Here is a 12,387-nt window from a genome sequence, read left to right as displayed (position 1 = left end):
CGGGCATGAAGACAAAAAACGACAAAAAAGTAAACAGAGCGAACAGAGGTGAAGAAAAGGGGACTGAGGAAACAGGAACCCTGGAAGACCGGATCACCGGCGCCCTCGTCGGAGCCGCCGTCGGCGACGCGCTCGGCGGCCCCGTGGAGGGCTACTCCCCCGAGCAGATCGTCGAACGGCACGGCGGACGCGTCCACGGCATCGTCGGCCCCTGGCACGGCGACGACTGGCGCACGGCACGCCCCGTCGCCCCGTACCACAAGGGCGACGGACACGTCACCGACGACACCTTGATGACGCACGCGCTGGTACGGGTGTACGCGACGGTCCGCGACCACCTGGACGCGTACGCCGTCGCCGGACACCTGGTGCCCGACCTGATGACGACGCCCCGCTGGATCCCGGAGCTCGAAGCCGACGCCCTGCCCCTCCAGCGGATCTTCCTCGCCGAGAAGTGGCTGGTGGCCCGGATCCACTACGGCCACGTGGACCCGCGCGAGGCCGGCACCGGCAACATCGTCAACTGCGGTGCCGCGATGTACATGGCCCCGGTCGGCCTGGTCAACGCGGCGAACCCGGCGGGCGCGTACGCCGAGGCCCTCGACGTCGCGGGCGCCCACCAGTCGTCGTACGGGCGCGAGGCGGCGGGTGTCTTCGCGGCGGCCGTGGCGGCGGCCTGCACACCCGGCGCGACCCCGGAGTCGGTGGTCGAGGCCTGTCTCGCCGTGGCGAAGGACGGCACGCGGGCCGCGATCGAGACGGTCTGCGACACGGCCTCGCGGTACTCGGACTTCGAGTCGGCGCTGCGTCCGCTGCGGGAGACGGTCGCCCCGTACGACACGGTCGGCCCGGACTACCGCAGCCCGTCCCTGGGCGCCCGCCGCCCCTCCCGCGTCCACGCGATCGAGGAACTGCCGGTGGCCCTCGCGATGTTGCTGGTCTCCGGCGGCGACTACCGGCACGCGGTGCTGGGTTCGGTGAACTACGGCCGCGACTGCGACTCCATCGCGACGATGTCCGGCGCTCTCGCGGGCGCCCTGGGCGCGGAGATCCCGTCCGACTGGGCCAAGACGGTGGCGGAGGCCAGCCGCCTGGACCTGAAGGCCCCCGCGCGCACCCTCACCGAGGTGACCCAGGAGATCTTCGCCCGGGACGTCACCCGCCGCCGCGCCCACGAGACGGCGTACGCGGAGCTGTCATGACGTCCCCCCTGCGTCTGACCTGGGTCCAGCCGGAAGACCTCCTGGGCCACGAACTGCGCCAGGCGGAGGAGGACGGCCGCCGCCCCGAGGCGATCGCGACCCGCTGGCACAGAGCGGGCGGCCCCCGCGCGCCCCGAAGAGCAGGCGCTTCTCCCCACCCGGCCTCCCCGTACCTACGCGCCCTGTCCCAGGACCTCCTGGACGAACTGGCGGACCTGCCGAGCACGTTGGCGGACAACGAGCCGACAGACCTCTACGAGGTCAAGTCCCTGTGCCCGAACTGGCCCACCAGCCGCACTCCGGGGGGCGTGGGGGCGCAGCCCCCGCTTTCGGGAAGGGGCGGGTCAGGGGAAGAGACAGCCCTGCAAGCAGCCTGGCTCGGCAGAGCCGCCGGCTGCCTCCTGGGCAAACCGGTGGAGAAGCTCCCCCTCACGGCCATCCGCCAACTCGCCGGCGCCACCGGCAACTGGCCCCTCACCACCTGGTTCACCGAACGCGGCCTGCCCCCCGAGCTCAAAGCCGAGTACCCCTGGAACCGCCGCTCCGCCCCCACCTCCCTCGCCGAGAACATCGACGGCATGCCGGAGGACGACGACCTCAACTACCCGCTCCTGAACCTCCTCCTGATCCAACGCCACGGCAGGGACTTCACCACCACGGACGTGGCCCGCCTCTGGCTGGACGAACTCCCCGCGGGCCGTACGTTCACGGCGGAACGGGTCGCCTACCGCAACCTCCTCGACGGCGTCGAACCCCCGCACACGGCCCGCCACCGCAACCCGTTCCGCGAGTGGATCGGCGCCCTGATCCGCGCGGACGTCCACGGCTGGACCAACCCGGGCGCCCCCGCGGCCGCCGCGGAACAGGCGCACCGGGACGCCGTGCTCACCCACACGGCCAACGGCGTCTACGCGGCGATGTTCACGGCGGCCGTCATCGCGGAGGCGGCCACCGGCACGAGCGACATCCACACGTGCCTGCGTACGGGCCTCACGGTCGTCCCCCCGGAGTCACGCCTGGCTCTGGCGATCCATCAAGCCGTCCAACTCGCCGAACGGCACCAGGACTTCGACCGGGTCGTGGACGAACTGCACGCCGCCCACTCCTCGTACCACTGGGTCCACGCCGTCCCCAACACGGCCCTGCTCGCCGCCGCCCTCACCCACGCGGACGGCGACTTCACGGCCTCCATCTGCCGTGCGGTGTCGGGCGGTTGGGACACCGACTCGAACGGCGCGACGGCCGGTTCGATCGCGGGCCTGCTCGCGGGCAGTCCCGAAGCGCTCCCGTCCCGCTGGACGACCCCCCTCAAGAACCGCCTGGCCACGACCGTCGGCGACTTCGACGGAACAGGCTTCGACACCCTCGCCGAACTGACCGCCCGGCTGACCACGCGCCCGGACACACAGCCGGCCCCGCACCCGATCCCCCCGGAGGCCCCGCACCCATGACCGCCACCCCCGCCCCGGCCCCCCTCGACGGCCTTCGCGTCCTCGACCTCGCGACGCTCTTCGCCGGACCCCTCGCCGCCACGATGCTCGGCGACTTCGGCGCGGAGGTCGTCAAGGTCGAGCACCCCCGCAGACCGGACCCCTCCCGCGGCCACGGCCCGTCGAAGGACGGCATCGGCCTGTGGTGGAAACTCCTCGGCCGCAACAAACGCACGATGACCCTGGACCTCTCGACGTACGGCGGACGCGACACCCTGCTGCGCCTGGCCGCCTCCGCCGACGTGATCATCGAGAACTTCCGGCCGGGCACGCTGGAGAAGTGGGACCTCGGCTGGGAGGAGCTGTCGGCCGCGAACCCCCGACTGGTACTGGCCCGGGTCACCGGCTTCGGCCAGTTCGGCCCGTACGCGCGCCGCCCCGGATTCGGCACGCTCGCCGAGGCGATGAGCGGGTTCGCCGCGATCACCGGTGAGCCGGACGCCCCGCCGGTCCTGCCGCCCTTCGGCCTCGCCGACTCGATCGCGGGCCTGGCCACGGCGTACGCGGTGATGACGGCCCTGGCCGCGCGCGACCGCACGGGCCGGGGGCAGGTCGTGGACATGGCGATCATCGAGCCGATCCTCACGGTGCTGGGCCCGCAGCCGCTCTGGTACGACCAGTTGGGCCATGTCCAGGCCCGTACCGGCAACCGCTCCCAGAACAACGCGCCGCGCAACACCTACCGCACCGCCGACGGCACCTGGGTCGCCGTCTCGACCTCGGCCCAGTCGGTCGCCGAACGCGTGATGTGCCTGGTCGGCCGCCCCGAGCTGATCACCGAGCCGTGGTTCGCCACGGGCGCGGAGCGGGCCCGCCACACCGACGTCCTCGACGAGGCGGTCGGCTCGTGGATCGCCCGGCACACCCGCGCCGACGTCATCGACGCCTTCGAGAAGGCGGAGGCGGCGGTGGCCCCCGTCCAGGACGTACGCGATGTCATGGAGGACCCGCAGTACGCGGCCCTCGACTCGATCACCACCGTCGACGATCCCGAACTCGGCCCGCTGCGCATGCAGAACGTCCTCTTCCGCCTCACCGACACCCCCGGCGAGATCCGCTGGGCCGGCCGCCCGCACGGCGCCGACACGGACGCGGTCCTCACCGAACTCGGCCTGACGGACGACGAGATCGGCAAGCTCCGGGCGGAGGGCGCCCTGTGACCACCCAAACCACCCAGGTCAGGACGGGGGCTCAGCTCACCTGGCTGTACGTCCCCGGCGACCGCCCCGAGGTGGTGGCGAAGGCACTGGCCGCAGGTGCCGACGTGGTCGTCGTCGACCTGGAGGACGCGGTCGCCCCCGACCGCAAGGAGTACGCCCGCGCCGCCACCGCCGAACTCCTCACCGAGCGGCCCCCGGTCCCGGTGCACGTCCGCGTCAACGCCCTGGACGACCCGGAGTCCATCGCCGACCTGCACGCCCTCCGCACCCCGGCCGCGCTCGGCACGCTCGCGGGCCTGCGTCTGCCGAAGGTCTCCTCCCCCGCCGAGATCCTGCGGACGACGGAACTCGTCCCGGGCCTCCCCCTGTACGCCCTCCTGGAATCGGCCCTGGCCGTCGAGCACGCCTTCGCCATCGCCACGGCCCATCCCGCCCTGCACGGCATCGCGCTCGGCGAGGCCGATCTACGGGCCGACCTGGGCGTACGCTCCGACGCGGGCCTCGACTGGCCGCGCTCCCGCGTGGTCGTGGCCGCCCGCGCGGCGGGCCTCGCCCCACCGCCCCAGTCCGTCCACCCCGACGTACGCGACCTCGCAGGGCTGGCGGCATCCTGCGCCCACGGCCGTGACCTGGGCTTCTTCGGCCGCGCGGCCATCCATCCCCGTCAGCTCCCGGTGATCGAGGCCGCCTATCTGCCGACTCCGGAGGAGATCGAGACGGCCGAGACGATCCTCGGTGCGGCGGCCGGCCACCCCGGCGCCCAGGCCCTCCCCGACGGCCGCTTCATCGACACGGCGGTGGTGGCGGGGGCGCACCGCACGCTGGCGCTGGCCCGCCGCCTCTGAAGAGGACCGGTTACGTGGAAGGGGGCGCCCCCGGAACCCGGGGCGCCCCCTTCCACGTAACCGCGGAGGTCAGGACTTCTTGGCCGAACCGGCCTCGTCCTTCTCCTCCACCTTGTCCGTCACCTCGGCGTCTTCCGTGGCTTCCGCCTTGGTCCCTGCCTTGGTCTCCGCCTTGATCTCCGTCTTGGTCTCCGTCTTGGTCTTTTCCTTCTCCTCGACGGAGTCGGAATCAGAATCGGAGTCCGCGGCCTCTGCCCCGGTGTCGTCCTCGGACTTCTTGTCCCCGGACTTCTCGTCCTCGGGCTTCTTGTCCAGGTCAGCCGCGGCGCCGTCCCCGTCCGTGTCGTCGTCCGGGGCGCCCGGCTCGACGATCTCCTCACGGCCCGGCCTGCTGCGCGCCGACAGCACGATGTAGAGCACGGCGAGGAGGAAGACGACGATCGAGGTCCAGCCGTTCAGACGGAGCCCCAGGAAGTGGTGGGCCTCGTCGACACGCATGTACTCGATCCAGAAGCGGCCTACGCAGTACGCGGCGACGTACAGCGCGAAGGCGCGGCCGTGGCCGAGCTTGAAGCGGCGGTCCGCCCAGATGACGAGGACCGCGACACCGATGCACCACAGCGACTCGTACAGGAACGTCGGGTGGTAGTAGCCGGGCTCGCGGCCGTCCGTCACGGACGTGATGTGCAGCGCCCAGGGCAGATCGGTCTCGCGCCCGTACAGCTCCTGGTTGAACCAGTTGCCCCAGCGGCCGATGGCCTGCGCGAGGGCGATGCCGGGGGCGAGGGCGTCGGCCCAGGCCGGCAGCGGGATGCCACGGCGGCGGCAGCCGATCCAGGCGCCGACCGCGCCGAGCGCGATGGCCCCCCAGATACCGAGGCCGCCCTCCCAGATCTTGAAGGCGTCGACCCAGTCCTGACCCTCGCTGAAGTACAGCTGGTAGTCGGTCACGACGTGGTACAGCCGCCCGCCGACGAGGCCGAACGGCACGGCCCACACGGCGATGTCCGCCACGGTGCCTGGCCGGCCCCCGCGCGCGACCCAGCGTTTGTTGCCGAGCCAGACGGCTACGAAGACGCCGATGATGATGCAGAACGCGTAGCCACGCAGCGGAATGGGGCCGAGGTGCAGCACACCGCGCGAAGGACTGGGGATATAGGCAAATTCCATGGCGGGGTCGACGCTACCCTGCCGGGCGGCACGTCGGGCAACCCGCCCGGGCTACGGGTCCATAACGAGACCGGGCGGGACCCTGCCGATCGGAGGGCCCCGCTCCGGGCTCACGCCTTGTCGGCCTGCTGCACCAGCTGCTTCAGCTTGGCCGGGGTCATCGACTGGTCCTGGTAGATGTTCTTCCCGTTCAGCAGGACCGTCGGGGTGCCGCTGAAGCCGCCGCCCTGGAAGGCCTGGTGGGACTTGGCGACCCAGCTGTCGTGCGTACCGTCCTCGACGCACTTCTTGAACGGGGCGGTGGTCAGTCCGTCGACCTTGCCGGCCAGCTCGATCAGCTTGCTGTTCTGCGCGTACGCGTCGTCCGTCTCGGCGGGCTGGTTCTCGAACAGCACGTCGTGGTACGCGGGGAACTTCCCGGCGTCCTGGGCGCACGCGGCGGCGTTGGCGGCGCGCAGGGAGCCGCTGCCGCGCATGTTCCCGTCGATCAGGGTCGCCAGGTGGTACTCCACCTTCAGCTGTCCGGACTCCGTCAGCTCATGGACCGTCGAGCGGTACCCGTCCTCGAAGCTCTTGCAGGCCGGGCAGCGGAAGTCCTCCCACACGGTGAGGGTCGACTTCGCGCTCTCCTTGCCGACGGGGATGGCGAGGCTGTCGTCGCCGTTGGCCCCCGAGGGAGCCGTCAGCGGGCCCGCCTCGGTGTCCGCCTTGCCGCCGCCCGAGTTCGCGGCGAGAACGCCGATCACCCCGGCCAGCGCCAGTACGCAGACGATCGCGCCGCCCACGACCAGCACCCGGCGGCGCTTGTCGGACTTCTTCTGCTTGTCTCGCTCTTCCGCCAGCCGCTCGCGGGCGGTGCGCTTTCCCTCACGGTTCTTCTCGCTCACATCCCGCAGAACGAACCGGGGAGGCGCACCGCGCCTCCCCGGCCCCAGGTCCACCCGTTCGAGTGAGTGAACCGTTCATCACCACATCGTGTGACTACACCGCGCCGCGCACGCCTTCGGCGAGGTCGGCCGCGAGGGCGCGCACGCCCTCCAGGCCCGCGGCCTCGTCGGGAGCGTCCAGCATCAGCTTCACGAACGCCGAACCGACGATGACGCCGTCGGCGAAGCCGGCCACCTCGCGCGCCTGTACGGCGTTCGAGACGCCGAGGCCGACACAGACCGGCAGGTCGGTGGTGGCCTTGGTGCGCCGGACGAGTTCCTGCGCCTGGGCGCCCACGGACGCGCGGGTGCCGGTGACGCCCATCAGCGAGGCCGCGTACACGAAGCCGGAACCGGCCGCGGTGATCTCGGCGAGCCGGGCGTCCTTGCTGCTGGGCGCGACGACGAAGACGGTCCCGAGGCCGTGCTTCTCCGCGTGCTCCCTCCACAGCCCCGACTCCTGGACGGGGAGGTCCGGCAGGATGCACCCGGCGCCGCCCGCCTCGGCCAGCTCGGCGGTGAAGCGCTCCACGCCGTAGCGGTCGATGGGATTCCAGTACGTCATCACGAGGACGGGCTTGCCGGTCGCCTCGTGCGCCTCGCGGACCGTGCGCATCACGTCGGCGATCTTGACGCCGCCGCGCAGGGCGATGTCGTCGGCGGTCTGGATGACGGGTCCGTCCAGGACGGGGTCGCTGTGCGGCAGCCCGACCTCGACGACGTCCGCGCCGCCGTCGAAGACGGCCTTGATCGCCGCGATGCCGCCGTCCACGGTCGGGAAGCCGGCCGGCAGGTACGCGATCAGCGCGGACCGGCCCTCCTCCTTCGCCCCGGCGAGGGTGTCACTCAACAGCTGTACGTTGCCGCTCACTTGGCGTCCCCCTCGATCTCCGCGGTGTCGCCGTCGGCGTCCGCCTCGACGACGGCGTCGGCGCCCTCGTCGTACAGGCCGAAGTAGCGCGCGGCCGTGTCCATGTCCTTGTCGCCGCGGCCCGAGAGGTTGACGACGATCAGCCCGTCCGGGCCGAGTTCCCTGCCGACCTCCAGCGCCCCGGCGAGCGCGTGCGCGCTCTCGATGGCCGGGATGATGCCCTCGGTGCGGGACAGCAGGCGCAGTGCCTGCATGGCCGCGTCGTCGGTGACGGCGCGGTACTCGCCCCGGCCGCTGTCCTTGAGGTAGGCGTGCTCGGGGCCGATGCCCGGGTAGTCGAGCCCGGCCGAGATCGAGTAGGGCTCGGTGATCTGGCCCTCCTCGTCCTGGAGGACGTAACTGCGGGAGCCGTGCAGGATGCCCGGTTCGCCGGCCGTCAGGGTGGCCGCGTGCTCACCGGTCTCGATGCCGTGTCCGGCGGGCTCGCAGCCGATGAGGCGTACGTCCGCGTCGGGGATGAAGGCGTGGAAGAGGCCGATGGCGTTCGAGCCGCCGCCGACGCACGCGATCGCCGCGTCGGGGAGGCGGCCCGCGCGCTCCAGGATCTGGCGGCGGGCCTCGACGCCGATGACGCGGTGGAAGTCGCGGACCATCGCCGGGAAGGGATGCGGTCCGGCGACCGTGCCGAACAGGTAGTGGGTGCGGTCGACGTTGGCGACCCAGTCGCGGAAGGCCTCGTTGATGGCGTCCTTCAGCGTGCGGCTGCCGGACTTCACGGCGATGACCTCGGCGCCGAGCATGCGCATCCGGGCCACGTTCAGGGCCTGGCGCTGGGTGTCGATCTCGCCCATGTAGATGGTGCATTCGAGGCCGAACAGCGCGCAGGCGGTGGCCGTGGCGACGCCGTGCTGGCCCGCGCCGGTCTCGGCGATGACGCGGGTCTTGCCCATGCGCTTGGTGAGCAGGGCCTGGCCGAGCACGTTGTTGATCTTGTGGGAGCCGGTGTGGTTGAGGTCTTCCCTCTTGAGGAAGATCCGGGCGCCTCCGGCGTGCTCGGCGAACCGCTCGACCTCGGTGAGGGAGCTGGGCCGGCCGGTGTAGTGGACGAGCAGGTCGTCCAGTTCCCGGGCGAACTCGGGGTCGGACCTGGCCTTGTCGTACTCGACGGCGACCTCGTCCACGGCGGCGACCAGCGCCTCCGGGATGAACTTGCCGCCGAACGCGCCGAAGTAGCCCTCGGCGCTGGGGATCCGACCCTCGGGGTCGGGAATGAAGAACTCGCTGGACATGCGGACACCTCACAGGGGCGTCGGCCCCGGGATAGGTCGGAATGGGGTCACGTGGATCGCATGTCACCTTCGATGAGTTCGATGAGCAGCTCTCGACTCATCTGCGGTTCGGCAGCGCCCCGAAAGGGGCGCGGGGAACTGCGCGCCCAGCCCCCACCGGCCCGCGGATTCACAGCGGGCTTCCGGCGGAACGCAAGGACGTGGCTCAGCCCACCGCAGGTGACACGCGCTGACGCCATCGCATGCCGTTCACCTGCCCCGGCTCGTCACCGATGACATACCGCACCCGACGCCCGTGCACGCGCCGCGCGGGCGCCCGGCAGCCGCGCGGACGGCAGCCGCGGGCCAGGGGGTGTTGTGAAAGTCCTGTGCGGTGCCCGCGGTGTTCGGTGCGTGTCCTCGGTGCGCCGGACGAAGGCTCTCGTACTGGACGTACTTGGGTCTTCGTCCGGTGCGGCGAGGGCGCGTGCCGGGCGCCGTGGGTGCTGTGCGGGACTTTCACAACACCCCCTGGCCGCGCGTAGGGGCCGGGAGCCGCCGAGAGCCCTGCGGCGACGGACCGGACGCGCGCCGGGCCACCGTCGGGGCGGGAGCCCGGACGGGTGGTCGCGGCGGGGGTGCGGCCGGCGCTCATCGGGAGAGGTCAGCCCCGCCCGTGCCGCAGCGCGGGGTGCGCGCCCGCGGCGACCAGGTCCGAGACGGCCGTCTTCGGGTCCCGGCCGGTGACCAGGGACTCGCCGACCAGGACGGCGTCGGCGCCCGCGTTGGCGTAGGCGATGAGGTCGTGCGGGCCGCGGACACCGGACTCGGCGATCTTCACGATGTGCGCGGGGATCTCGGGCGCGATGCGCTCGAAGGTGCCGCGGTCGACCTTCAGGTCCTTGAGGTTGCGCGCGTTGACGCCGATGACCTTCGCCCCGGCGTCCACCGCCCGGTCGATCTCGTCCTCGTCGTGCACCTCGACGAGCGGGGTGAGCCCGATGGACTCGGCGCGCTCGATGAGGGACTCCAGGGCGGGCTGGTCGAGGGCGGCCACGATGAGCAGCGCGAGGTCGGCCCCGTACGCCCGGGCCTCCCACAGCTGGTACGACGTGACGATGAAGTCCTTGCGCAGCACCGGGATGTCGACCCGGGCGCGGACGGCCTCCAGGTCGGCGAGCGAGCCGCCGAAGCGGCGCTGTTCGGTGAGCACGGAGATGACGGCCGCGCCGCCGGCCTCGTAGTCCGCGGCGAGGGCCGCGGGGTCGGCGATCGCGGCGAGGGCGCCCTTGGACGGGCTGGAGCGCTTGACCTCGCAGATGACCTTGACGCCGTCGCCGCGCAGGGCCGCGACACCGTCCTTGGCAGGCTGAGCCTTCGCGGCGCGCTCCTTGAGCTCGTCGAGGCTGACGCGCGCCTGCCGTTCCGCGAGGTCGGCACGGACTCCGTCGATGATCTCGTCGAGCACACTCACGCGAGCGGCCCCCTTCCAGACGGTGAACGGTTGAAGCGGTCGGGCGGGTGAAGCGGTTCCGCTGTCGACCGGGGCTTTGTCGCATCGGACGAAACCGGTGGTCACTGCGATGGTATCCGCAGGAGGGCGTGGGTCTCACATCCGGTTGACGCCGGTCCCACTACCTGGACGTTCCCTGATTGATCAAGGATGCAGCCAGCCACCGAACGGCAGGTTCCGGACAACGGTGAAGACCAGCGACAACGCGCCCAGGCTCCACAGCAGGGGCGGCCCGGGATCGATGTTCATCGGGCGGCCCCGGGCCGTGCGGACCACCCAGACGGTCCACAGCACGGCGAAGACCAGATAGCCGGTCACGGCGAGCGCGTTGGCACCCAGGGCCGTCCCGAGATCCCCGTGCGCGACGGCGTGGGCGCTGCGCAGCCCTCCGCAGCCGGGGCAGTACAGGCCCGTGTAGCGGAGCAGGGGGCAGGCGGGGTAGTGGCCGGGTTCGTTCGGGTCGACGGTTCCCACGTACGCGAAGGCGGCGGCGACGGCCACGAGGATCCCGCCGGGTACGGCGAGCCGGCGTACCGCGGCTCCGGTCCCGGCCGCGGACGCGGGAGCGGATCCTGGAGCGGGCGTCACCCTCTGGGATTCGGCGTTCACGCGTCGCATTCTGCCGGGCCCGGGGGCCGGCCGCACATGGCGGGAGGCGGTCCCGGCGCTCGACGAGCCGAACCCGCCTCCTGGGCAGCGCGCCGCGGTCAGCTCTCGGCCGACGCGACCTGGTGGGTGGGGTGCGAGTTCTTCGGCTGGCCGAGGCCCGCCGCGCGCATGGCCATGCCGACCACGCCGCCGAGGACGACGATGACCATGCCGGCCCAGAAGCCCAGCGGGCTGGCCAGCACCATGAAGGCGCCGGAGACGCAGAAACCGATGAAGGCGATGATGACACCGGTCCAGGCGGCCGGGGTGTGGCCGTGGCTGCTGCCCGCCATGACTTGCTCCTCGTTGCTGTACGTGTATGAGCCGGACGCTCGCGCCCTATTGTCCCGCACGGGTGAGTGTGGGTTGAGCGGGGGTCCGTGGTGACGCCCGGGGCCCACGGGCCGGTGGACGAGTGCGGCCCGGTGGGGGCTTGTCGCGCAGTTCCCCGCGCCCCTAAAAACCGGGGCTACGCCCCAGCCCCCTAGGGGCGCGGGGAACTGCGCGAACGGCCCCCACCGGCCCGCAGCCGAGAACGCGCCCCCTCGAACGGTCAAGCCCCGGTAGGGTCCTCGCCCCGGTCGAGCGCCTTCCAGATCTCCTCGGGCCGATCGGGATCGACCGGCGCCCGAACCCGCCGCGGCCGAGGCGTCCCGTCCCGCTCGTAGCGCCCCGACATGGTCGGCCACAGCCGCCCGTACCGCAGCGCCAGCAGCCCCGCGAGCAGCAGCAGCAACCCACCCGCCGCGGCCACGTACGGCCACCCCGTGTGCGTCATCGTGTCCACCGTCGCGGCGGTGTCCCCGGTCGCCTCCGCGGCCTTCTCGTCCAGCGCGGAGCTGTCGGAGAGACCGAGGAGCGCGGAGGCGATCGTGCCCGCGCCGGAGAGCGCGAGGAGTCCGGCGACCAGGAAGCGCCCGGCCCGGCGGACGGCGAAGACGGCGACGAGGGAGGCGAGTCCGACGATCGCCAGCGAGGCGGGGACGCCGGTGACGTCACTGCCCGAGGCGCTCAGCGGGAAGTCGCCGCCGGCCACGGTCGCCGTGCCGCCCGACCAGCCGCGCCGGGTGGCGAGCAGCACGAGGGCCGCGCCGAGCGCGCCCGACAACAGGGCGACGGCGAGGCTCCGGCGGCCGGAGCGGGCGGGTCCGGGGGCTTCGGATCGGGGGTGCGGTACAGCAGTCACGTACCCCACTATCGCCTGAACTCCGGGCGAACCGTCACCCGAGGACACGTGAGCCGCGTCGCACTGCCCGCGAATGTCTCCTTGTCGACCCTGTCATGCAGGGCGCCC

At 72.2% G+C, this 12,387-nt stretch carries 13 protein-coding genes; 4 read left to right on the top strand and 9 right to left on the bottom strand.

From position 1 onward, the window contains the following. Positions 1–5: 5 nt before the first annotated feature. The 4 genes from J8N05_RS16245 to J8N05_RS16230 are packed head-to-tail and all read left to right on the top strand — an operon-like array spanning position 6 to position 4,697. Positions 6–1,202 (top strand): ADP-ribosylglycohydrolase family protein, encoded by a 1,197-nt coding sequence (locus J8N05_RS16245; RefSeq protein ID WP_210883537.1) that lies wholly within the window; start codon positions 6–8, stop codon positions 1,200–1,202. After that, positions 1,199–2,653 (top strand): ADP-ribosylglycohydrolase family protein, encoded by a 1,455-nt coding sequence (locus tag J8N05_RS16240; RefSeq protein ID WP_210883535.1) that lies wholly within the window; start codon positions 1,199–1,201, stop codon positions 2,651–2,653. Before J8N05_RS16245 ends, J8N05_RS16240 begins: the two co-directional genes overlap by 4 nt. Next, a complete protein-coding gene (locus tag J8N05_RS16235) occupies positions 2,650–3,852 on the top strand; it encodes a CaiB/BaiF CoA transferase family protein (RefSeq protein ID WP_210883533.1) in 1,203 nt (400 codons plus the stop codon). Before J8N05_RS16240 ends, J8N05_RS16235 begins: the two co-directional genes overlap by 4 nt. Further along, on the top strand, positions 3,849–4,697 hold the full coding sequence (locus tag J8N05_RS16230; protein ID WP_210883532.1) for an HpcH/HpaI aldolase/citrate lyase family protein: 849 nt from the start codon (positions 3,849–3,851) through the stop codon (positions 4,695–4,697). The genes J8N05_RS16235 and J8N05_RS16230 overlap by 4 nt, the downstream gene beginning before the upstream one ends. Positions 4,698–4,766: 69 nt before the next feature. On the opposite strand, the gene lgt is transcribed toward J8N05_RS16230, so the two are convergent. The 9 genes from lgt to J8N05_RS16190 all read right to left on the bottom strand — a co-directional run bounded on the left by lgt (position 4,767) and on the right by J8N05_RS16190 (position 12,288). Further along, entirely contained in the window at positions 4,767–5,867 is a 1,101-nt protein-coding gene (gene lgt, locus J8N05_RS16225) for a prolipoprotein diacylglyceryl transferase (protein ID WP_210883530.1), read from the bottom strand. 110 nt (positions 5,868–5,977) lie between these two features. Beyond that, positions 5,978–6,754, bottom strand: coding sequence for a DsbA family protein (locus J8N05_RS16220; RefSeq protein WP_210883528.1), 777 nt, complete (start codon positions 6,752–6,754; stop codon positions 5,978–5,980). 94 nt (positions 6,755–6,848) lie between these two features. Then, complete coding sequence (trpA, locus tag J8N05_RS16215; RefSeq protein ID WP_210883526.1) at positions 6,849–7,664, bottom strand: tryptophan synthase subunit alpha; 816 nt, start codon at positions 7,662–7,664, stop codon at positions 6,849–6,851. Beyond that, on the bottom strand, positions 7,661–8,953 hold the full coding sequence (gene trpB / locus J8N05_RS16210; protein ID WP_210883524.1) for a tryptophan synthase subunit beta: 1,293 nt from the start codon (positions 8,951–8,953) through the stop codon (positions 7,661–7,663). The genes trpA and trpB overlap by 4 nt, the downstream gene beginning before the upstream one ends. 205 nt (positions 8,954–9,158) lie before the next feature. Further along, entirely contained in the window at positions 9,159–9,455 is a 297-nt protein-coding gene (trpM, locus tag J8N05_RS48125) for a tryptophan biosynthesis modulator TrpM (RefSeq protein WP_383949683.1), read from the bottom strand. 141 nt (positions 9,456–9,596) lie between these two features. Continuing rightward, complete coding sequence (gene trpC, locus J8N05_RS16205) at positions 9,597–10,406, bottom strand: indole-3-glycerol phosphate synthase TrpC (RefSeq protein ID WP_107017524.1); 810 nt, start codon at positions 10,404–10,406, stop codon at positions 9,597–9,599. A 183-nt stretch (positions 10,407–10,589) separates the two neighbouring features. Beyond that, a complete protein-coding gene (locus J8N05_RS16200) occupies positions 10,590–11,063 on the bottom strand; it encodes a DUF2752 domain-containing protein (protein ID WP_210883523.1) in 474 nt (157 codons plus the stop codon). Positions 11,064–11,152: 89 nt separating this feature from the next. Then, positions 11,153–11,386, bottom strand: coding sequence for an HGxxPAAW family protein (locus tag J8N05_RS16195; RefSeq protein ID WP_189770002.1), 234 nt, complete (start codon positions 11,384–11,386; stop codon positions 11,153–11,155). Between the two features lie 260 nt (positions 11,387–11,646). Further along, positions 11,647–12,288 (bottom strand): TIGR02234 family membrane protein, encoded by a 642-nt coding sequence (locus J8N05_RS16190; protein ID WP_210883521.1) that lies wholly within the window; start codon positions 12,286–12,288, stop codon positions 11,647–11,649. Between the last annotated feature and the right edge of the window lie 99 nt (positions 12,289–12,387).

The organism is Streptomyces liliiviolaceus (assembly GCF_018070025.1).
GTDB lineage: Bacteria > Actinomycetota > Actinomycetes > Streptomycetales > Streptomycetaceae > Streptomyces > Streptomyces liliiviolaceus.
This window is presented reverse-complemented; position numbering and strand designations above follow the sequence as displayed.